Source organism: Paraburkholderia sp. A1RI-2L, from assembly GCF_048957375.1.
In the GTDB taxonomy this organism is placed as follows: domain Bacteria; phylum Pseudomonadota; class Gammaproteobacteria; order Burkholderiales; family Burkholderiaceae; genus Paraburkholderia.
This window is the reverse complement of sequence record NZ_JARBTA010000003.1, coordinates 593613-614435: the sequence shown is the minus strand read 5'-3', so window position 1 is coordinate 614435 and position 20823 is coordinate 593613. Positions and strand designations below refer to the sequence as shown.

Sequence of the window (20823 nt, the reverse complement as noted above, 5' to 3'; positions counted from 1 at the left end):
ATGTCCATGAGCGCCACATCGACTCTCGACTGCATCACACTCGACGTGCGAGGCATGTGGTGCACGAGCTGTGCCAACGCCCTGGAGCGCGTAATGAAGCGTCAACCGGGCGTGCTCGATGCCACGGTCAGTTTCGCCTCGGAGTCTGCCCAGTTGCAGTGGGATCGCCAGGTGACCACACTCGATTCGATCCTTTCTGCCGCCGATAAGCTCGGTTACGCCTGCGCTGCGGAGGGCGCCGGCCACGACCGCCGCGCGCACTTCGCGAGGATCAGGCGGGATCTGGGCTTGCGTCTGGCCGTGGCGGTGTTCTTCGACATGTGGGTGATGGTCGCGCAATGGACGCTCTATCTATCTCCCGACGGCACACTGTCGCCTGCGGCGCAATATGACTTCGCGTTGTTTGCAGGCGTGATGTGTCTGCCGATCATCGGCTGGTGCGCGCGGCCGTTCCTTCGCGCGGGCTGGCGCACCCTGCGTGCTGGCGCGCCGGGCATGGACCTGCTGGTGTCGCTTGGCGCGCTGGGGGCCTTCGCCTTGTCGCTGTGGCGTCTCGCGAGCGGTAACCCGGCCGTGTATTTTGATTCGGCGGCTACCATCGTGACCTTCCTGCTCGCGGGTCGCCTGATCGAAATATCGGTGCGGGCCCGTTCCGCGGATGCCGTGCGAGTCCTGCTCGATCTGCCGCCAGAGCACGTTTGCGTCGTCAACGCGGATGGTTCCGAGACGGTGATGCTTGCCAAGCGGGTCGCGCCGGGCAACGCCATCCGGATCCGGCCCGGCGAGCGTATTCCACTCGACGGCATCGTTGTGCGTGGCACGTCGCTGCTCGATCGCTCGCTGCTGACCGGCGAAACGCAGCCCGCGAAAGCCGGCTGCGGCGACGCGGTGGAGGCCGGGACGCTCAACGGCGAGGGCGAACTGATCGTGCTGGTACATGGCGCATGGGGGGCGCGTCGGGTGGACCGGATCGCGCGCGAAGTGCGTCGCATGCTGGCGCGCAAGACCGCCTCGCAGACACTCGCCGAACGGTTCACGCGACGTCTGGTGCCGGCGATCTGCATGCTGGCCGTGGGTGCCTGCATGCTGGGCCTGTACCGAGGGATGGCGTGGCCGACGGCGCTCGAGCGTGCGGTGGCGGTGCTGGTGATCACCTGTCCGTGCGCGCTGGGCATGGCGGTGCCATTGGCGTTGTCGGCGGGTGTCGGGCGAGCCGCGCGGGAAGGCATCCTGTTTCGCGACGTCGAAGCGCTGGAAAAGGCCGGGCAAATCTCACACGTCTATCTGGACAAGACGGGGACGCTGACCGAGGGCCGGCCCAGGCTTGCGAACTTGTGCCTTGCGCCAGGTATCGATCGTGATTTCCTGATTGAAATGGCAGCGCTGGCCGAGCGTGGCAGCGAACATCCGCTGGCGAAATCGATTCGTTCGCTGGTGTCAGCAGCCCGTCTCGAGGTGCTCGATCGCGCCATCGGGACCTGCCGGGCGGTGCCGGGTTCCGGCGTCGAATGGCTGGGCGCGGATGGCGTCTGCCTGCGCGTGGGGCAGGCCGCATGGCTGGCTGAAAACGGCGTTGCCGTGCCGTTCAAGTCCGTGCCGCACACGCTGGCGCATGTGGCGCGCGGGGATCGGTGGCTGGGTGCACTGGCCTTTTCCGACATGCCACGACCCGGTGTCCGCGATGCCGTGACGCGTCTGCGCATGTCCGGCCTCACCGTTGCGATGCTGAGCGGCGACGCCGACGATGTCGCCCGGGACATCGCCCGCAAGGTGCGTATTGCGGAAATCGATGTCTTTGCCGGCCACTCGCCCGAAGAGAAGGCGCGCCGCATCCACGCTGCCCAGGCTGCTGGCGCCTGCGTGATGTTCGTCGGCGACGGTCTCAACGATGCGCCAGCGCTTGCCGCGGCTGATCTCGGGGTGGCGGTGGAGGGCGCTACGGCGTCGTCGGTGGCCTCGGCGGCGATCGTGCTGACGGGGGGAGGGATTGCGCGGCTCGATCACGCACTGCTGCTCGCACGGCATACCGCGCGCACCATCAAGCAGAACCTGGTCGCCGCGGCCGCATACAACCTGCTGGCGATTCCTCTTGCACTGACCGGGCACGTCTCCGCGGCCATGGCAGCGGCGTTGATGGTCGCGAGCTCGCTGTCGGTCACGTTCAACTCGGCACGCCTGCTGCGCACGGGCAGCTCGCGAGATGCCGCGATGGACGATATTGCCAGGTCATGCCATGCCTGGCCGTGACGCTCGATGCGCCTGCCGTTCAGCGGCGTTGGACGCATGCCTCCCGACGTCCCGGGTCGTATCGCGCGCTCTGCGGTTGACAGTTCTCGCACTGCAGATCGTGGCGCCGAAATGCGCGATCTGCTGGACCACCTACGCGGGGCTATTCGGCGCGAGCTGGTTCGCGGCAACGCGATACAACCCGGTCTGGTTCGCCGCAACCCTGGGCGCAGCGGCTATCGTGCTGTCGCTGGCATGGCACGAGACGCGGCGTACACGCCAATACGCCGCCGCACTCGCCAGTCTGCCCGGCTGGGTGCTGCTGCTTTTCGGCGCGTTTGTCGGGTTTGCTTCGGTCAGGTGGGCGGGCGTGTTGTGGCTGGGGTTCGTCGCGGCGCTATCCCATTGGCACGGCGGGCGGGCGAAAGCGGATCTTCGATGAGCCTTTGATGACGAGGCTCTGGCATCCGGCGATTCAGGCATCTACTTGATTAGTCATACAAAATAAATGGAGCGCGAATGAAATATTGAAAACCGGCTCGATCGTTGAAATCCCCTCGCGCGCGCCAATTCGATGGCGCGGTTCGCAGTTAAAAAGAAGAGAAGCCGATCAGGCTTGATTCAATCAGAAAATCAAGGAGACATGATGCATATCCGACACTATCGACGCATTACGCTGGCTGTGGCACTTGCAACGATGGCGAGCGCCGCAGCGGCGCAATCTTCGGTAACGCTCTACGGCACCATCGATGCGGGTTTGCTTTATCAGAATCGTGCGGCGACGGGGCAGGGTTCGCAGGTCCAGCTCGCAACTGGCGGCATTGATCCGAGCGTCTGGGGCTTGAAGGGTAACGAAGATCTGGGCGGCGGCATGGCCGCGACCTTCGACCTGGAATCCCACTTCGCCAGCAATAATGGCGCCCTGATGATGGGACCCGGCTATCAGTCGGAAATCTTCCGGCGTCAGGCCAACGTCGGGCTGACCACGCCATATGGCTCGCTCACGTTGGGCCGGATGTACAGCCCGTCGATTCTGGCCGCCATTACGACCGAGCCGCGCGCATTCGCGGAGAACCTGTCGAACCTGTACACCTGGGCCTATAACCAGCTCGCGGCACCCGGCAACGCGCTGGGCGCGGGCACCAACCCCGGTAACGACGTTGGCGTCTTCATCGGCAATGCGCTGCAGTACGCGAACACGCTCGGCCCCGTCTGGCTTGGCGCCGCGTGGTCGTTCGGCGGAGTGGCGGGCAGCCTGCACAAGGGCAGTGAGATCTCGCTGGGTGCGACCTATACGGGGCCGTTCACGGCGTCCGCTGCTTATCAGCAGGTTGCCGATTCCGTGACCGGCGAGAACGTGAGCCGTCTGTGGAGCGTGGGCGTGGCCAAATCGTTTGGCCCGGTAACCGGCAAGCTCAACTATTTCGATGTGATCGACCGCTCCATCTATGGCCCGGACATCTCGCACGTGAGCTCGATCAGTCCGGGCATCAGCTACCAGTGGAGCGCGGCGAATACGGCTGAACTGGCCGCTTACTACAACACCTATCGCGCCAGCCACAACAGCACGACGCGTTCGCTGGTGCTGAGCGACGATTACGCGTTGTCGAAGCGCACCGTTGTGTATGCACAGGTGGCGTACGTCGATGCCGGTGCGGTCGGTGCCGCCGATCCACTCGAAAGCCTCAAGACGTCGATCGTCGCCGGTGGCACCGCCCCGGGCGAGAAGAGCGTGCTGGTCAACGTCGGCATCGCGCACCACTTCTGATCGATACAGCAGCACTGGCGTGCAGCGTTCAGGCGCCAGTGCTGCCCATTCCGGGGCCGGGCCGGCGCACTGCGCTTTTCCCGCGCAGGTACAGATACCTGGAGACTCACAACGCGCTTGATTCTGTTGTGCCGTTCTGCAACAGGACCACAGTTTGTGACACCCGATGATCCAAACAGCAACACGCGTGCACGCATGCCTGCGAATTTCATGCCGCGGGACGGCGCCCGCGCGCTCCATGTCCGCATGGCACGTACTTTGCAGATAAGGCGGAGTGCCATTAGCACGCTTTGAACCTCACATACTGAGCAGGAGACGCAAGATGAACCCGTTTGATCTGAAACAGCTGGGCGTTGATATCGAGTATCCATATCGCAAGCAGTACGAAAATTATATTGGCGGCAAGTGGGTGGCGCCGCTCGATGGCGAGTATTTCGAGAACGTGTCGCCGATCAATGGGCAGCCGTTCTGTAACGTGCCCCGCTCGCGCGGTGCGGATGTGGATCTCGCCATCGACGCCGCACATGCGGCGCGCCGCAAATGGGGCAAGACGTCCGTGACCGAGCGGGCGAATCTGCTACTCGCGGCGGCGGACCGGATGGAAAAGAATCTCAGGCTGCTCGCTGTCGCCGAGACCATCGACAACGGCAAGCCACTGCGCGAAACGACGCTCGCGGATCTGCCGCTTGCCATCGATCATTTCCGCTATTTCGCGGGCTGCATCCGGGCGCAGGAGGGCGGCATCTCCGAGATCGACGACAACACGGTCGCCTATCATTTTCACGAGCCCCTGGGTGTTGTCGGCCAGATCATTCCCTGGAATTTTCCGCTGCTGATGGCGGCATGGAAGCTCGCGCCTGCACTCGCGGCGGGCTGCTGCGTCGTGATGAAGCCCGCCGAGCAGACGCCGGCTTCCGTGCTCGTACTGATCGAGTTGATCGGCGATCTGTTCCCTGCGGGGGTGATCAACATCGTCAATGGCTTTGGCAAGGAAGCGGGCGAAGCGCTGGCAACCAGCAACCGCATCGCGAAGATCGCGTTCACGGGCTCGACGCCCGTCGGCAAGCGCATCCTTCATGCAGCAGCGGACAATCTGATCCCTTCGACGGTCGAATTGGGCGGCAAGAGCCCGAACATCTTCTTTGCCGACGTGCTTGACCATGACGACGTGTTCCTCGACAAGGCGCTCGAGGGGCTCGCCATGTTTGCCCTGAATCAGGGTGAAGTTTGCACGTGCCCGTCCCGCGTGCTGATTCAGGAATCGATTTACGAGCGTTTCATCGAGAAGGCGATTGCCCGGGTCGAACGCATCAAGATCGGGCATCCGCTGGACCTCGACACCATGATTGGCGCACAGGCGTCGCAACAGCAACTCGACAAAATCATGTCGTATATCGACATCGGGCGAGGCGAAGGCGCGCAATGTCTGACTGGCGGCGAACGCGCGGCCCCTGGCGCCGAGCTCGGCAATGGCTTCTATGTGAAACCGACCATGCTGTTCGGCCACAACAAGATGCGCGTGTTTCAGGAAGAGATTTTCGGGCCGGTAGCTTCGGTCATGACTTTCAAGGATGAACAGGAAGCCATCGAGATCGCGAACGACACCTACTATGGCCTTGGCGCCGGAGTATGGACCCGCGACGGCACGCGCGCATACAGAATGGGCCGCGAGATCGAGGCCGGACGTGTTTGGACCAATTGCTACCACCTGTATCCCGCGCACGCGGCGTTCGGTGGCTACAAACAGTCGGGCATCGGCCGGGAAACCCACAAGATGGCGTTGTCGAATTATCAACAGACCAAGTGCGTACTGGTGAGTTACCAGCCCGAGGCGCTCGGCTTCTTCTGAGCGCATAGCGTGGCGCCTGGATGAGCACCTGCCCTGAATGACCGCCGCGATGTAGCAATCCGGCGGCTTTCAGCGGCCTAATTCAGGTACGTTCGCCCGAAGCAGGCGTCACCTAATGTGCCCGGATACACAATATGGAATGGACATGTCTGCAATTGAATCGGTTCTTCAGGAACATCGCGTGTTTGCGCCCTCCGCGCAAACGGTGGCGGACGCTACGGTGTCCGGCATGCACGCATACAAGGCTTTGTGCGCCGAAGCCGAACGCGATTACGAGGGTTTCTGGGCGCGCCTCGCGCGCGAAACGCTGACGTGGCAAAAGCCCTTCACGAAGGTGCTCGACGAGTCGAAGGCGCCGTTCTACACCTGGTTCGAGGACGGCGAGCTCAACGCCTCGTACAACAGCCTCGACCGCCACGTGGAAGCGGGCAACGGCGGGCGCGTCGCGATCATCTTCGAAGCCGACGACGGCACCGTCACCAACGTGACCTACCAGGACCTGCTCTCGCGCGTCTCGCGCTTCGCCAACGCCTTGAAAAAACGCGGCGTGAAGCAGGGCGACCGCGTGGTCATTTACATGCCGATGTCGGTTGAAGGCGTGGTGGCGATGCAGGCCTGCGCGCGCGTCGGCGCGACGCACTCGGTGGTGTTCGGCGGCTTCTCGTCGAAGTCGCTCAACGAGCGCATGGTGGACGTGGGCGCGGTCGCGCTCATCACCGCCGACGAGCAGATGCGCGGCGGCAAGGCGCTGCCGCTGAAGAACATCGCCGACGAAGCCATCGCCATGGGCGGCTGCGAAGCCGTGAAAAGCGTGATCGTCTACAAGCGCACGGGCGGCAAGGTCGGCTGGACCGAAGGCCGCGACCACTGGATGCACGAGCTCTCGCAAGTCGAGAGCGAGACCTGCGCGCCGGTGCCGGTGAGCGCCGAGCATCCGCTCTTCATCCTCTATACCTCGGGCTCGACCGGCAAGCCCAAGGGCGTGCAGCACAGCACCGGCGGCTATCTGCTGTGGGCCGCGCAAACGATGAAGTGGACCTTCGATCACAAGCCCTCGGACGTGTTCTGGTGCACGGCCGACATCGGCTGGGTCACGGGCCACAGCTATATCGCCTACGGCCCGCTCACGATCGGTGCGACGCAGGTCATGTTCGAGGGCATCCCCACGTACCCGAACGCGGGCCGCTTCTGGGAGATGATCCAGAAGCACAAGGTCACCGTGTTCTACACCGCGCCCACGGCCATCCGCTCGCTCATCAAGTCCGCGGAAGCCGATGCGAAGGTGCACCCGAAGAGCTATGACCTCACATCGCTGCGCATCCTCGGCACGGTGGGCGAGCCGATCAACCCCGAAGCATGGATGTGGTACTACGAGAACGTGGGCGGCAAGCGCTGCCCGATCGTCGACACGTGGTGGCAGACCGAAACCGGCGGCCACATGATCACGCCGCTGCCGGGCGCCACGCCGCTCGTGCCGGGCTCGTGCACGCTGCCGCTGCCGGGCATCATGGCGGCGATCGTCGACGAAACCGGCCAGGACGTGCCCAACGGGCAGGGCGGCATTCTCGTGGTGAAGCGCCCGTGGCCCGCGATGATCCGCAACGTGTGGGGGCAGCCCGAGCGCTACAGGTCGGGCTACTTCCCCGAGGAACTCGGCGGCAAGCTGTATCTGGCCGGCGACGGCAGCGTGCGCGACAAGGAAACCGGCTACTTCACGATCATGGGCCGCATCGACGACGTGCTGAACGTCTCGGGCCACCGCCTGGGCACGATGGAGATCGAGTCGGCGCTGGTGGCGAACCCGCTGGTGGCCGAAGCCGCCGTGGTGGGGCGCCCCGACGACACGACCGGCGAAGCCGTGGTGGCGTTCGTGGTGCTCAAGGCCGCGCGCCCGCACGGCGACGATGCGGTGAAGCTCGCTGCCGAACTGCGCGCGTGGGTGGGCAAGGAGATTGGGCCGATCGCGAAACCGAAGGACATCCGCTTCGGCGAGAACCTGCCGAAGACGCGCTCGGGCAAGATCATGCGGCGTTTGCTGCGCTCGCTCGCGAAGGGCGAGGCGATCACCCAGGACGTCTCCACGCTGGAAAACCCGGCGATTCTCGATCAGCTTGGCGAGGCGCTTTGAATCAGATAACGGGCAGCCGTCGCTAATCGAATGAATGATTAGGATGTCGTAACGCTCGCCAAGATGCTGCCGCGTGGGATCGTAGTACGCGGCTACGCGTTCTCCGTTGATTGACTTGCTTGCGGCGTCGCCCGGTGATCGGGCGCGCCGCAATTTCGTTTCCAGGGAGATCGCCGTTGTCGAGCGAGCCGATGGCAAGCAGCGAGAATTGGCCTTCCGATGCCAATTCGAGAGGATGCCGCGCTCCAGCGAAGCCGGCACCCTTCGTCGCGAAGCGCCGTGTTAGTGGCGCGGCCCGGCATTGAGCGGCGTTGTCGAGGTTTGCGCGGCCTGCGCGGTCAGCTTCGTGCCACCGGACTCATACCCGTTCGTGTAGAGGAGGAAAGCCATCAAGTCGGCGTAATCCTCGTCGCTCATCTTGCCGGGGTGATCGGCGGGCATGTTGGTCGACATGTACTGATAGATGCCGCCGATCGTCAAATGCGAGTTGGCTGCGGGCGCAAATGCAGGGCCGCTCAGCGCCGGCGCCGTGATCCCTTCGAGCTTGGCGCCGTGGCATTTCGCGCAGGAATCCGCATAAAGATGTTCGCCCTGCGTGACCTGGTCGTGATCGAACGATGGCGCCGCGCCGCCCGTTGTTGCAGCGACCTTGATGAAGCCCCCGCCCGCCGGCACGCCGCGCACTTGCCACACATCTGCGCGGGGCAACGTGCGAGTCGCGCCGGTGAGATAGCGCGCTGAGATGCGCGTGACGCTCGCCTGCGTGGTGGACCCGGCGGCGGTGGTGGCTCCAGTCGCCTTGTTGCCGGGTAGCGTCCAGTTGCGCGTCAGCGCGGCGAGCCGGCCGTCGTTGCGCATGCGCGTGAGCGCGCCGTCGATGCGCTTTTGCAGCGACTGCGTGCCGGGCCCCGATGCGAACACGAGATTCCAGTCGGCATAGGGCGACTCGGCGACAGCAACGTCGAACTGCTGCTGCGGGTGCGCATGCCGGTACGCGACCACGGCCGGATACCAGACGATCGCGCGCTGTGCACGGCCCCTGGCGAGCGCATCGACGGTCAGCTCGGAGGTGTTCTCGAGATCGAAGCGTGCGTTCTTCTGCTGGACCGCGATCAATTGCGATGGACTCGACCAGGTGGCGGAAATGGTGACCTTGCCGCCGCCTGGTTCGACGCTGGTGTTTGCCGCATGTGCGCCGTGCAGGGTGACGCTTACGTAGCCAGAACGTAAATAGCCCTGCGAGAAAAGCAGGCGCGAGCCTGTGCCGTCGGCGACGCTGGAGCGCGGAAAGCCCGCGATCACATCGCAATCGCGCTGCAGCGATTGTGCGAGCTCATGAGCGGAGATGCCGTCGTCGCCACCGTCGTCGTCGATACCGCGCTTGCTAAATGTCGCGGTAATGCCAGCGGCGCCCAGCACCGCGCGTGCAACGGACGTGTCCAGTTCGGCCGACGGACTGCCGGGCAATGTGCACACGCGCACGCTGGATGCGGCCTGCGCGGGAGACTGCGCAGCGCCGGCGGCGAGCGCGGCGGCGAGCGCAATGTGAGTGAGTCGAATGTTCATGGTGTTGCGTTCCAGTGATGGCGGAAACCGCGCGCCCGCATTGGCTGCGTGCGGGCGCGCAAAGCGGCAGATAACCGATGTAGAGGCAATGCGGGGCTCAGCTGTGATCGAGTGCGAACACGTAGAGCGTGCCGCCGCGCGGAACATCCTTGGCGACGTCGGCCATCGGGCCGCCCCAGATCGGGTTCGCACCGCCGTAGCCCGCGAGCACGGCCACGTATTCCTTGCCGTCGACTTCGAATACGGAAGGTTGCGCGATGATCCCGCTCGCGAGTTGCGGGCTCTCCCACAGCACCTTGCCCGTGGATACGTCGAACGCGTACAGATGGCCGTCGAGCGAGCCGCTGAAGGCAATGCCGCTGGCCGTCGTGGCAACGCCGCCGTTCCAGGGCATCTTGCTCCAGTGGCCCCAGAGCTTCTTGCCGGTATTCACGTCGATGGCCTGAAGCTCGCCATAACCCTTGCTGCCCGGCTCAGGCTGGATCTCGAAGCCTTCGCCGAGGTAGGGCAGGCCCTCCATATAGCTGACCGATTTGCCGGACAAGCTCATGCACGCATGCAGAGAAGGAACCACCGCGATGTGCCGGTCAGGATCGTAGGACACCGACCACCAGTTCTTGCCTCCCAGGAAACTCGGGCACGTGTTGATCGTCGTGCCGGCCTTCGGGTATTTGCTGGCATCGGCAATCGGCTGACCATCCTTCGTGTAGCCCGTAACGGATTCAGCCTTGACGAACGCCTCGGCATAGATCAGCTTGCCGGTCTTGCGGTCGATCGCGTGAAAGAAGCCGTTGCGGTCGGCGTGAATGATGGCGTCGTATTCCTTGCCCTTGTAGCTAATGTCGGCAAGGATCGGGGTATTCACGCCGTCATAGTCCCACGTGTCGTTGCGCGTGTACTGGTAGTGCCACTTCAGGTCGCCGTTCTTCGGATTGAGCGCGAGCAATGAATCGGAGTACAGATTGTCTCCGGGACGCAGCGCGGCCAGCCACGGCCCCGGATTGCCCACGCCCCAGTACAGCGTGCGCGTAGCGGCATCGTAGGTGCCGGTCAGCCATGCTGCTCCGCCGCCGTGGCCCTGCATCCCATCGGGCCACGTATCGCCGCCCTTTTCGTCGGCATTCGGGATCGTGTAGCGCTTCCACAGAATCGAGCCATCGTCGGGATTGAGGGCAGCAATATAGCCTCGGATCCCATATTCGCCGCCAGACGTGCCCACGACGATAGAGCCGTCGAGCGCGAGCGGCGCAAGCGAGAACGCGTAGCCGAGGCCCGGTTCGAACATCTGCTTCTTCCAGACCAGATTGCCTGTCTGCGCGTCGAGCGCGGCCACTTCACCGCTTAGCATGGCCACGTAGACGTTCTTGCCGTACAGTGCGACGCCACGATTCACTACGTCACAGCAGGCAGTCTTGAACGATTCCTGGCCGAGCTTCGGCTCGTACTTCCAGAGCTGCTTGCCGGTCTTTGCATCGAATGCGTAGACATTGTCCTTCGGCGTACTAACGAATAGATAGTCGCCGTTGACGATGGGCGTTGCTTCAAAGCCTTGCTTGAGATCCGCAGGGAACTGATAGCTCCAGGCTTGTTTGAGCCCGGCGACGTTCGAGGCGTCGATCTGCTTGAGTGGCGAATGCGACTGGCCGCTATAGGTCCGGTAATAGGTGAGCCAACCCGGGTCGCTCTGCGCGTGGGAGAGGCGCTCGTAGGTCACGGCGGGATAGTCCGGGGCGGCGGCCACCGGAGCCACATTGAGCGTCATCGCGATGGCGGTGCTCGCCCCATAGACAGCCAGCCGGCTTGCGGCAGCCGAACGTTTCTTCATAGTCGTCTCCTGAGTCTTTGTCGATGCAGTGCCGGCAGAGGTGCAGCCCTTGTTTCGGTGGCCGTCCGGTTGCGGTGTCCTTACTGCAAATCGCATGCCATTTGTGCGCGCGAGCCGCCGGGTGCGGCAAGCCTGCAATGCGAGACGGATGACGACGACCGCGCGGTGCTCCAGGTGTTGCATCCAGGTACAACGCGGGCGAGTCGGTGTTGAGAAAAAGGACAGTTGCCGGGCAGAGGCGCTGCGCCGCTATCGCGGCATGGCCCGGCCATTCGTTCGATGGTGCTGCCCCTTAAAGAGCAGTTCGTCGGCCTGGGCGCGCCGCGCGGCGTCTGTCTGCGCTACGCGTGGGGCCCGAGCGTGGCGCTGTTCTGAGCGGGCGCATGGCCGAGCATGGCCCGCACCGCCTGCGCGACACCGTGCTTCAATGCTGGATCGCTAGCGAGATGCCCGCCGCGCACGCGAGCGATGTGCGCGGTGGGTGCGGCTTGCGCAAGACGCTTGAGGTTGCGGACCGGGCATACGGGATCGCGCATCCCATGCACGGCATGGATCGACACGCCTGCGTGTTCCGCCATGCGCGCGAAAGCGAGCAGGCGCCGCTCGCCGAGCCAGCAGTCGTGCAACAGGTAATGGGCCTGGATCCGGTACTTGGCGATGAGCGTGCGCACGGCCTTCGGGGCGTTTGCGCGGCGGGGCCGAGATACCGTGGCGCGGCCCGGCCGCGACGAGGCGAGTATCGCTTCTTCATATGCGCGCCATGCGAGCGCGACCTCACGTTGGCGCGCGCGTGCCGCGCCAGGGCGCAATTGCTTCGCACAGCAAGCGAGCAACGCGCTTGCGCGGGTGCATCCGGCAGCAGCGCACAGGCGCCGCCAGGCGCGCGGCGCTTTGCGCCGCGACGTCACGAACAGACGCCGTACTTCTTGTCGCGAGGTCAGGAAGAGGCCGCGCAGCACGACACCCAGCACGCTCGCGGGATGGCGTCCCGCATACGCGAGCGCGAGCGCGGCGCCCCATGAGCCCCCGATGACACCCCACCGTGCGATCCCGAGCGCACGACGGATCGCCTCGAGATCTTCGACGAGGCAGTCCGTGCGGTTGCCGCGCAATCCGCCGCGTGGAAGCGATTCACCCGCGCCGCGCTGATCGACGAGCACGACGCGCGTCTTCGTCAGATCGAACAAGGCCAGCATGCCGGGTTGGCTGGCGCTGCCCGGCCCGCCGTGCAACACCACGACTGCCTGCACCGCGCGCGCGCCGGCAACCGTGAACGCGATTGAATGCCCATTTCGGTTCAGGCGCATGTGCTGCAACGGGGCATGCGAGGATGGCCAGGCGGAAACGCGTCTGTTCATGAATGTGTTGCTCATCGCGAGCCCGTGGTGGAGAAGAGCGCTCAGCCAAGCAAGAATCGCGCGCTGTGTACGAGCCGGTACAAATTGGGGTGAGTCCGCATATCGCATCCTGACGCATTTGCGGTAATACACCATCAGGCCTGCGAGTGCGTGACGCCCACCCGCATGACGCTGATATGCAATGCTGCGCGTCGCGCACGAATTTGGTGCACCGCCTGAGCCGTGCCGTGACAAGATGGCCCGGAGCTTGCTTTACAGGATGACGAAAAGCCTGGCGAGGTACCTGGCTGTCGTGGAGGAGACAATGCGCGATGACGATTATCCGGCCGCCGCTCGGACGGCCGTGCTATCCAATGGCTGGCCCGCTCCGGCAATCCAGAAAGCGCACGAGCGTTCCGAGACGTTTGGTCTCTGTGCGTCGGCGCGGCCGGATTACGAAATACTTTCGAGTGCGGGACTCGAGCTCAAGCGCGAGCAGAACCGCGTGCTGTACGCGCACGCGATGCCGGTGATGGAAACGCTGCACGAGCAGATCGTCAACACGCAAAGCATGATTGTGCTGACCAATGCCGAAGGCCTGATCCTGCATTCGATTGGCGACGACGACTTCCTCGCGCGCGCGGAGAAGGTGGCGCTGCGGCCCGGCGCAAACTGGGCCGAAGACCGCCAGGGGACCAACGCGATCGGCACGGCGCTGGCCGAGCGTTGCGCGATGGTCGTGCACGGCGACCAGCACTATCTGGCGGCCAACCGCTTCCTGACCTGCTCGAGCGTGCCGATTCTCGATCCGTATGGCGACGTCATCGGCGTGCTCGATGTGACTGGCGACTACCGCAGCTATCACCAGCACACGATGGCTCTTGCGAAGATGTCGGTGCAGATGATCGAGAATCATCTCTTTACGACAACCTTTCAGGAGACGTTGAAGCTATCGTTCCATAGTCGTCCTGAGTTTCTCGGCACGCTGATGGAGGGCATCGTGGCGTTCACGTCCGATGGCCGCTTTCTTTCGGCCAACCGCAGCGCCCAATTCCAGCTCGGCATGTCGCTCGCGGCGCTGCGCGCGCATACGCTCTCGTCGCTATTTCAGACCACGAGCGCGCAACTGATCGACCGCATGCGCGTGGGCCTCGAACCGCATCTGATGCTCAATCTGAGCAGCGGCGCGGTCGTGTGCGCGCGCGTGCAGTTCAAGCGCGCGTCGCTTGCAGAGGGTAGCCGCCCGGTGGCGGTGCACGACGGCGCACGTTCCATGGCGCGCCCGGAGCCGCCCGCGTCGGCTGTCGGGCTTTCGCGCCTGAGCTACCTTGACACGGGCGACCCGCAGGTTGCCGCAGTCATCGCGAAGGTCCGGCGGGTGATCGGCAAGGACATTCCCATCCTGATCAACGGCGAGACCGGCACGGGCAAGGAGCTGCTCGCGCAGGCGATCCACAACGATTCGCCACGGCATGCTGGGCCATTCGTGGCGGTGAACTGCGCCTCGATTCCCGAAACGCTGATCGAGTCCGAGCTATTTGGCTACGAGGAGGGCGCATTCACCGGGGCGCGGCGCAGGGGGGCCATCGGCAAGCTGTTGCAGGCAAACGGCGGCACGCTGTTTCTGGACGAGATCGGCGACATGCCGTATCCGCTGCAGGTGCGGCTGCTGCGCGTGCTGCAGGAGCGCGTCGTCAACCCGCTGGGTTCGACCAAGAGCATTCCGGTGGACATCGCGATCATCTGTGCGACGCACCGCGATTTGCGCGAGATGATCGCGCAAAGCCGCTTTCGCGAGGATCTTTATTACCGGCTCAATGGCCTCGTGGTACGGCTGCCACGGCTGCGCGACCGTACCGACCTTGCGGTGGTGATCCAGAAGATGCTCCAGCGCGAATCGATTGCAGCCGGAAATCCGCAGGCGCTCGGTGTCGCGCCGGATGTCATGGCGATGTTCGAGCGCTGTCCGTGGCCGGGCAATTTCCGGCAACTCGGCAACCTGCTGCGCACGGCGGCGGCCATGGTCGACGCGGACGGTGAGATTCGGCGCGAGCATTTGCCCGACGACTTCTTCGATGACCTGCGCTGCGGCGCTTCGCAAGGTGGCGCGCTGGATGCGCCAACGGCGCCCGACGCATTCCTGCCGGAGAGCGGGCGCCTGCAGGACGTGACTGTATCGGTGATTGCCGCTGCGCTCGCGCGGCATGGCGGCAACGTTTCGGCGGCTGCGCGCGAGCTGGGCGTGTCGCGCAATACGATTTACCGCAAGATGCCCGCCATCGAGCCTGGCCGCGCCGTGGACGACCTCTGACCCGGCTAGCCTTGTTTGCGCGGCTCTAGCGCTGCCGCACCCTCCATCGCGCTCGCCGCGCTTTGTCGCGAGCGAACTGTCACACCGGTGTTGCATCCTGCAGCACCAGTGTTCCAAAAATCAACACTGCGCATGTCCCGAACGCATCGAGTGGCGACGCGTTCGGCCCGCTCGCGTCTGCGATACGAAAATATTCTCGTCGGCGATCGCGCGTAGCTCCATTCGCACGGCTTGCGCGCTTTGCGTATCGGCATCGGCATGCACCTTGCTTTGAAGGAAGCGGCCGCGCATCAAGTGCGGTTCTTCCATCCAATCGCAAATCAATTGCACACAAGGAGACACGCCATGCAATGGACCACCCCGTCGTACACCGACCTGCGTTTCGGCTTTGAAATCACGATGTATATCGCCAATCGCTAAGCGGACTGGGGACCGCCGCCCGTAGCGCCCGAACGGCGTTGCGGGCGGCGCCCGGAAGCAACGACCATGAAGATCAAGATACTGGGTTCGGGCGCGGGCGGCGGCCTGCCGCAATGGAACTGCAACTGCGCGAACTGCCGTAGCGCGCGCCACCGCTGCGGCGACGTGCTGCCACGCACGCAATCGTCGATCGCGGTCAGCGACAACGGCGTCGACTGGATTCTCGTCAATGCATCGCCAGACCTGCTCTCGCAGTTGCGCGCGCATCCTGACCTCCAGCCCGCGCGCGCGCTACGCGATAGCGCAATCGCGGCGGTCGTGCTGAGCGACGCGCAGATCGATCACGTGACCGGGCTGCTGATGCTGCGCGAGCGCACCACGCCGCTACCGCTCTATGCGTGCGCCCCCGTGCTGGAAGATCTCTCGACGGGGCTGCCGCTCGTGCCGCTGCTCGGCCACTACTGCGGAGTGCGAACGCATGCGATTCAGCCCGGCAAGCACTTTACGATTCCCGACTGCGAAGGCTTGCGCTTTACCCCGATCGCCGTCGACGGCAAGGCGCCGCCTTATTCGCCATTTCGCCAGAGCGGCATCGACGGCACGAATATCGCCCTTTTGATTGAAGATCGGATCAAGGGCACTCGGGCCTTCTATGCGCCGGGCCTGGCGCAGATGCACGACGAAATTCACGCCACGATGTGCGGTGCCGATCTCGTTCTCGTGGACGGTACGTTCTGGACTGCTACGGAGATGATCGATCTGGGCATCTCGACGAAGCACGCGGACGATATGGGGCATCTGGCGCAATGCGGTGAAGGCGGACGACGCGGCATGATCGACTGGCTCGAAGCGTTGCCGCGCGGGACGCGCAAGGTTCTCACGCACATCAACAACACCAATCCGATTCTCGACCCGCATTCCGACGAGCACGCGCAACTGCGTGCACGCGGCATCGACGTCGCGCACGACGGCATGGTTCTCCAGGTATGAACATGAACGCACAGCTCTCCAGTCAGGCGTTGCACGACGCGCCGTGGACGCCAGCGCAATTCGAGGCACGGCTGCGCGCGCTCGAGTCGCACTATCACATCCATCACCCATTCAACCAGCGGCTCAATAGCGGCAAGTGTTCGCGCGAACAGATCCGGGGCTGGGTGGCGAACCGGTTTTACTATCAGATCAACATCCCGCTCAAGGATGCAGCGATTCTGTCCAACTGCCCGGACCGGCCCACACGCCGGCGCTGGATTCAGCGGCTCGTCGATCACGACGGCCAGGCAGACGGCGAGGGCGGCATCGATGCGTGGGTGCGCCTTGGCGAAGCGGTGGGGATCGATTCCGGCACGATGTGGGAGCAGTCGCTCGTGCTGCCCTCGGTGCGCTTCGCAGTGGACGCCTACGTGAATTTCGCGCGCCGTGCGCCATGGCAGGAGGCGGTATGCTCGTCGCTCACGGAGATGTTCGCGCCACAGATCCATCTCGATCGTCTCGCTGGCTGGCCGTCGCATTATCCGTGGATCGAGCCGGACGGGCTGCACTATTTCCGCAGCCGCGTGCCGCTCGCCCAGCGCGATGTCGACCACGGTCTCGAAGTGACGCTGAACCACTTCCGTACGCCCGAGGCGCAGCAGCGAGCGCTCGATATTCTCCAGTTCAAGCTCGATATTCTCTGGTCGATCCTCGATGCGGTCGAAAAGGCCTGGCCCCTATGAACACGAGTGACGCGGACAGCGGCGTGCCGCTGCGCCCCCGCCTGCGGGGCATCTTCCGGCTGCAGTGGGAAGTGGCGCAAGACGCCTACGTGCTGCTGTATCCGGAAGGGATGGTGAAGCTCAATACGAGCGCCGGCGAAATACTGGCGCGCTGCGACGGAGCGCACGAGCTCGATGAAATCATTGGCGAGCTCGAGCGATTGTTCGGCACCGCGGAGCTTGCGCCCGACGTCTACCGTTTTCTCGATCACGCGCGACAGCGCGGCTGGCTGGACTGACATGGCACACGACAATTCCCGTCCTCCCGCGCCCCTGTGGCTGCTCGCCGAGTTGACGTACCGGTGTCCGCTGCACTGTGCTTTCTGCTACAACCCGCTCGACTTTGCACGACACGGCGCGGAACTCGACACCGACACATGGATCGAGGTCATCAGCGCCGCGCGCAAGCTCGGCGCGGCGCAAATCGGCTTTTCCGGCGGCGAGCCGCTGCAGCGCGACGATCTGGAGGTGCTCGTCGAGCATGCGCGCGCGATCGGCTTTTACACGAACCTGATCACCTCGGGCATCGGCTTGAACGAGGCGCGCATCGAGCGGCTCAAACTGGCTGGACTCGATCATATTCAGTTATCCTTACAGGACTCCACGCGCGAACTGAATGATTTCGTGACGAGTACGCGCACATTCGCGCTCAAGCAGGAGGTCGCCCGGCTCATCAAGGCGCACGGCTATCCGATGGTGCTCAACTGCGTGCTGCATCGTTACAACCTGCCGCATGTTGGGCAGATCATCGAAATGGCATTAGAGCTCGGCGCTGACTACCTGGAACTCGCGAACACGCAGTACTACGGCTGGGCCATGTTGAACCGCGACCAGTTGATGCCGACGGCGGAACAACTGCTCCAGGCCGAAGAGACGGTCAATCGCTATCGCGAGACTATTGGCGGGCGCTGCAAGATTCTGTTCGTGGTGCCCGATTACTTCGAGCGGCGTCCGAAAGCCTGCATGAATGGCTGGGGTTCGGTATTTCTTGGCGTGGCGCCCGACGGCGCCGCACTGCCGTGCCACGCGGCGCGCTCGCTGCCGGGACTCGTGCTGCCCAATGTGCGCGACATGCCGCTCAGTGAGATCTGGTACGAGAGCGACGCATTCAACGCTTTTCGCGGCGACGGCTGGATGCGCGAGCCTTGCCGCGACTGCGACGAGCGCCACGCCGATCATGGCGGTTGCCGCTGCCAGGCCTGGATGCTGACCGGCGACCCGGCAGCAGCCGATCCGGTATGCGAAAAGTCACCGCATCACGCAGAGGTCGTGCGGACGGTGCAATTTGCACGGCAGCCCAGACAGGCGGACGAGCGGCCGCTCATCTTTCGCAGCAAAGAGAATTCGCTGGCGCTTTGAACGGAGAGGGGCATGAATTCAGTCGCCGCGCAGGCGGATCATGGCAGTCGTCCAACGCGCTCGCGAGGCGTGGATGACGGCTCAAGTGGCCTCATCCGCGGGTCAGCCAGCAGCGGGCCGCGCCGACCCGCCGCGGCGAAGCGCGGTTGAAGATCGCGCTTAGCGGCGGCGGCCGCCGCCTCGGCCGCCGCCGCTTAAGCCTCGTGCGCCCCATCCGCCGCTGCGCGAAGCACCGCCTTTTTGCAGGCTCGTGTTGGCGCGATTGACGTCCTGCCGCACGGCATTGCCGCCGCCGCTCAAACCCTGGAATCCGCTGTCGCGTCCAGCGGCCGCGTCCCGGCCCCGAAAGGCGTCGCGTCCGTCCGCGCCGGCGCCGCCGCGGCCGTATTTTTCGCGCGTGGCATTGTCGCGATACGCTACGCCCTGGCGGTGTTTCGCGTCGTGCTGCCAGCGTCCGCTGCCATCGGTTTTGCCGCGTTCGAAATTGCGGTCAATGTTGGTGGCTTTGCGATGATCGACATACACATTGCCGCCATTCCAGTCGCAGTTGCCGAAAATCGCCGCTGCCGCGATCAGGCCGACGCCGAAGCCGAAGGCGGCGCCGGGATAGTACGCGGGATAGGGCGGCCAGTAGTAGTACGGAAAGGCGGGGTAGGCCCACCCGGCGTAGACGACGGCGGGATCGTAGACCGGCACATAGATCACGGCCGGATCCGCGGGCTCGATGCGCACGATCGATTCCCCGCCGGCCGGGGCCTCCACGGTCACGGTCTGCTGCGCATTCGACTCGAGGTGTCCGGATTGCTTCGCGCGCGCACGTAGCCGCTGCACGGCGTCGAGCACGTCTTTCGGCTGGGCCAGAAAGGCGTCGCCGAGCTTCTGGGTCCAGTCGAGCTTGTCGTTCATCGGCTCGAGGATCTGCGGGAACGCGACCAGCGATTTCACACTGACGTCCCAGGTCTCGCCCTGCACCGCCTTGATGGCGGCCTCACCCTTGAGATCCGGATGCGCTTTGACCCAGCGCGCGGCAACCACGACCTCCATCGGATAGGTCGACGCCATCAGCACCTGGGACAGAAGTTCGTCCGGATAAAGCGCGATCGGCGCGACCATCGCTTCGATTTCCTCGCTCCGGTACGGCGCGGGTTCGTTCCGGGCTGGCGCGCCATTCACGCCAGTTGCACCATTCGCGCCGGGTGGCGCGGCGGCTGGCGTCACGGCGGCCGGGCCGGCCGCTGGCGGCGGGGCAGCGGTCTGGCATCCGGCGAGCGCAAGCAGGGCGCAACACGAAACGGCATAGGTCCGGCGCGTCATGGCGACACCTTCCTCCAGCCGTGGCCGGGGTCAAAGGATTGCGCGGCCGCTGCCTGCGCGGCGGTATTCGGCCCGAGGTCGCGCTGATAGACCTGGCCCGTATAGTTCGCGATGAAACTCATCACCCCGGTATCGCCGTAGCGCGCCGGCCATGCCATGACCGCAAAGCCGGCAAACAGCTTGCCGTCGAGAACATAATTGGCCGCGCCGCCCTGGGCGTCGGGCCCCTGCGAGGTGAGAATCTTGTAGTGATAGCCGTAATAGCCGTCCTTGCCCCCGTTTTGCGCGCCGGCGCCTTCGAACGCCGGCCCAAGCGGGCTCGGAGATTCTCCCGGGCCAGTCGGCCAGTAAAGGCCGTCGTGTTTGCCGGGGGAGCTCGACAGCTTGCTCGCGTAGACCATCATGGTTCCGTCGTCGTGGGTGGTCTCGGCGTATTCGTCCTCGGCGTCGTGGATTGCCTGCAGGACCTGGATCGCGGCAAGCTCGTTTCGTCCGATGCGTCGCAGGCGCATTGCTCGCGCGCCTGCGACGGTATCGAACTGCCAGCCGCCGGCCGACTTGACGATGGGGACGGGCAAGGTCCAGCCATCGTTGCCGACCGCGATGAACGCCCGGCCGTCCGCTTGCTGGATGGCGTGAGCGACGCCCCATGCCTTGATGAACTGCTCCCGGACGGCGTCGCCGACCGGTGGGACGATGTCGCGGAAATGTGCGCCCAGCATCTTTTGCATTGCCGGCTCGTCGTTGTTCAGCACGGCCTCGCCGAAGGCCGTCATCGCCGCATCCGGCGTGCTGAAGTGCTGGCGGGCCAGTGCGTTCGTCCCGGCGAGCCCGAATAGCAGTGCGCAGGCCACGCCGATGCGGACTCGCCGCGAAAATCCGTGTTGCTGGGTTCTCATGCCTCGGTCTCCCTGACATAAGCTTGCGCGGCGCGGGGAGCGCCGCCGCCGGTCTGCGGGCAGTGCCGGT

16 protein-coding genes are annotated in these 20823 nt (G+C 64.6%); 11 read left to right on the top strand and 5 right to left on the bottom strand.

Annotated features, from left to right (window positions below):
* From PWP93_RS25995 to acs, 5 genes are all read left to right on the top strand, one after another.
* Positions 1 to 2247, top strand: a complete 2247-nt coding sequence (locus tag PWP93_RS25995) for a heavy metal translocating P-type ATPase (RefSeq protein ID WP_421046605.1) — start codon at positions 1 to 3, stop codon at positions 2245 to 2247.
* A gap of 76 nt (positions 2248 to 2323) precedes the next feature.
* Positions 2324 to 2668, top strand: a complete 345-nt coding sequence (locus PWP93_RS25990; RefSeq protein ID WP_421046604.1) for a hypothetical protein — start codon at positions 2324 to 2326, stop codon at positions 2666 to 2668.
* 201 nt (positions 2669 to 2869) lie between these two features.
* Positions 2870 to 3994 carry a porin gene (locus PWP93_RS25985; RefSeq protein ID WP_421046603.1) on the top strand — a complete coding sequence of 375 codons (1125 nt, stop codon included), beginning with the start codon at positions 2870 to 2872 and terminating at the stop codon, positions 3992 to 3994.
* A gap of 322 nt (positions 3995 to 4316) precedes the next feature.
* On the top strand, positions 4317 to 5843 hold the full coding sequence (locus PWP93_RS25980; RefSeq protein ID WP_421046602.1) for an aldehyde dehydrogenase family protein: 1527 nt from the start codon (positions 4317 to 4319) through the stop codon (positions 5841 to 5843).
* A 145-nt stretch (positions 5844 to 5988) separates the two neighbouring features.
* Complete coding sequence (gene acs / locus PWP93_RS25975) at positions 5989 to 7971, top strand: acetate--CoA ligase (protein WP_421043493.1); 1983 nt, start codon at positions 5989 to 5991, stop codon at positions 7969 to 7971.
* A gap of 282 nt (positions 7972 to 8253) precedes the next feature.
* Here acs and PWP93_RS25970 read toward each other — a convergent pair whose 3' ends face one another.
* The 3 genes from PWP93_RS25970 to PWP93_RS25960 all read right to left on the bottom strand — a co-directional run bounded on the left by PWP93_RS25970 (position 8254) and on the right by PWP93_RS25960 (position 12720).
* Entirely contained in the window at positions 8254 to 9537 is a 1284-nt protein-coding gene (locus tag PWP93_RS25970) for a c-type cytochrome (RefSeq protein WP_421046601.1), read from the bottom strand.
* 97 nt (positions 9538 to 9634) lie between these two features.
* The gene (locus PWP93_RS25965) at positions 9635 to 11362 is read right to left on the bottom strand and encodes a methanol/ethanol family PQQ-dependent dehydrogenase (RefSeq protein ID WP_421046600.1); all 1728 of its coding nucleotides are present in this window, start codon (positions 11360 to 11362) and stop codon (positions 9635 to 9637) included.
* Between the two features lie 341 nt (positions 11363 to 11703).
* On the bottom strand, positions 11704 to 12720 hold the full coding sequence (locus PWP93_RS25960; protein ID WP_421046599.1) for an alpha/beta fold hydrolase: 1017 nt from the start codon (positions 12718 to 12720) through the stop codon (positions 11704 to 11706).
* 304 nt (positions 12721 to 13024) lie between these two features.
* Here PWP93_RS25960 and PWP93_RS25955 point away from each other — a divergent pair, with 304 nt between their 5' ends.
* From PWP93_RS25955 to pqqE, 6 genes are all read left to right on the top strand, one after another.
* Positions 13025 to 15010 carry a sigma-54-dependent Fis family transcriptional regulator gene (locus PWP93_RS25955; protein ID WP_421027870.1) on the top strand — a complete coding sequence of 662 codons (1986 nt, stop codon included), beginning with the start codon at positions 13025 to 13027 and terminating at the stop codon, positions 15008 to 15010.
* Positions 15011 to 15355: 345 nt separating this feature from the next.
* The gene (pqqA, locus tag PWP93_RS25950; RefSeq protein WP_006485436.1) at positions 15356 to 15430 is read left to right on the top strand and encodes a pyrroloquinoline quinone precursor peptide PqqA; all 75 of its coding nucleotides are present in this window, start codon (positions 15356 to 15358) and stop codon (positions 15428 to 15430) included.
* A 66-nt stretch (positions 15431 to 15496) separates the two neighbouring features.
* Positions 15497 to 16420 (top strand): pyrroloquinoline quinone biosynthesis protein PqqB, encoded by a 924-nt coding sequence (gene pqqB / locus PWP93_RS25945; protein WP_421046598.1) that lies wholly within the window; start codon positions 15497 to 15499, stop codon positions 16418 to 16420.
* 2 nt (positions 16421 to 16422) lie between these two features.
* Complete coding sequence (gene pqqC / locus PWP93_RS25940; RefSeq protein ID WP_421027868.1) at positions 16423 to 17142, top strand: pyrroloquinoline-quinone synthase PqqC; 720 nt, start codon at positions 16423 to 16425, stop codon at positions 17140 to 17142.
* On the top strand, positions 17139 to 17420 hold the full coding sequence (pqqD, locus tag PWP93_RS25935) for a pyrroloquinoline quinone biosynthesis peptide chaperone PqqD (RefSeq protein WP_421027867.1): 282 nt from the start codon (positions 17139 to 17141) through the stop codon (positions 17418 to 17420). The genes pqqC and pqqD overlap by 4 nt, the downstream gene beginning before the upstream one ends.
* 1 nt (position 17421) lies before the next feature.
* Positions 17422 to 18540, top strand: a complete 1119-nt coding sequence (gene pqqE, locus PWP93_RS25930; RefSeq protein ID WP_421046597.1) for a pyrroloquinoline quinone biosynthesis protein PqqE — start codon at positions 17422 to 17424, stop codon at positions 18538 to 18540.
* A 159-nt stretch (positions 18541 to 18699) separates the two neighbouring features.
* On the opposite strand, the gene PWP93_RS25925 is transcribed toward pqqE, so the two are convergent.
* Positions 18700 to 19854, bottom strand: coding sequence for a DUF3300 domain-containing protein (locus PWP93_RS25925; RefSeq protein ID WP_421046596.1), 1155 nt, complete (start codon positions 19852 to 19854; stop codon positions 18700 to 18702).
* Positions 19851 to 20753, bottom strand: coding sequence for a DUF2950 domain-containing protein (locus PWP93_RS25920; protein WP_421027864.1), 903 nt, complete (start codon positions 20751 to 20753; stop codon positions 19851 to 19853). Before PWP93_RS25920 ends, PWP93_RS25925 begins: the two co-directional genes overlap by 4 nt.
* Positions 20754 to 20823: the final 70 nt, after the last annotated feature.

Excerpts from the sequence above, each read along its gene's own strand:
- PWP93_RS25995 (WP_421046605.1), top strand. The coding sequence starts at position 1 with ATGTCCATGAGCGCCACATCGACTCTCGACTGCATCACACTCGACGTG.
- PWP93_RS25985 (WP_421046603.1), top strand. The coding sequence starts at position 2,870 with ATGATGCATATCCGACACTATCGACGCATTACGCTGGCTGTGGCACTT.
- PWP93_RS25980 (WP_421046602.1), top strand. The coding sequence starts at position 4,317 with ATGAACCCGTTTGATCTGAAACAGCTGGGCGTTGATATCGAGTATCCA.
- acs (WP_421043493.1), top strand. The coding sequence starts at position 5,989 with ATGTCTGCAATTGAATCGGTTCTTCAGGAACATCGCGTGTTTGCGCCC.
- PWP93_RS25970 (WP_421046601.1), bottom strand. The coding sequence starts at position 9,537 with ATGAACATTCGACTCACTCACATTGCGCTCGCCGCCGCGCTCGCCGCC.
- PWP93_RS25965 (WP_421046600.1), bottom strand. The coding sequence starts at position 11,362 with ATGAAGAAACGTTCGGCTGCCGCAAGCCGGCTGGCTGTCTATGGGGCG.
- PWP93_RS25960 (WP_421046599.1), bottom strand. The coding sequence starts at position 12,720 with ATGAACAGACGCGTTTCCGCCTGGCCATCCTCGCATGCCCCGTTGCAG.
- PWP93_RS25955 (WP_421027870.1), top strand. The coding sequence starts at position 13,025 with ATGCGCGATGACGATTATCCGGCCGCCGCTCGGACGGCCGTGCTATCC.
- pqqB (WP_421046598.1), top strand. The coding sequence starts at position 15,497 with ATGAAGATCAAGATACTGGGTTCGGGCGCGGGCGGCGGCCTGCCGCAA.
- pqqC (WP_421027868.1), top strand. The coding sequence starts at position 16,423 with ATGAACGCACAGCTCTCCAGTCAGGCGTTGCACGACGCGCCGTGGACG.
- pqqD (WP_421027867.1), top strand. The coding sequence starts at position 17,139 with ATGAACACGAGTGACGCGGACAGCGGCGTGCCGCTGCGCCCCCGCCTG.
- pqqE (WP_421046597.1), top strand. The coding sequence starts at position 17,422 with ATGGCACACGACAATTCCCGTCCTCCCGCGCCCCTGTGGCTGCTCGCC.
- PWP93_RS25925 (WP_421046596.1), bottom strand. The coding sequence starts at position 19,854 with ATGACGCGCCGGACCTATGCCGTTTCGTGTTGCGCCCTGCTTGCGCTC.
- PWP93_RS25920 (WP_421027864.1), bottom strand. The coding sequence starts at position 20,753 with ATGAGAACCCAGCAACACGGATTTTCGCGGCGAGTCCGCATCGGCGTG.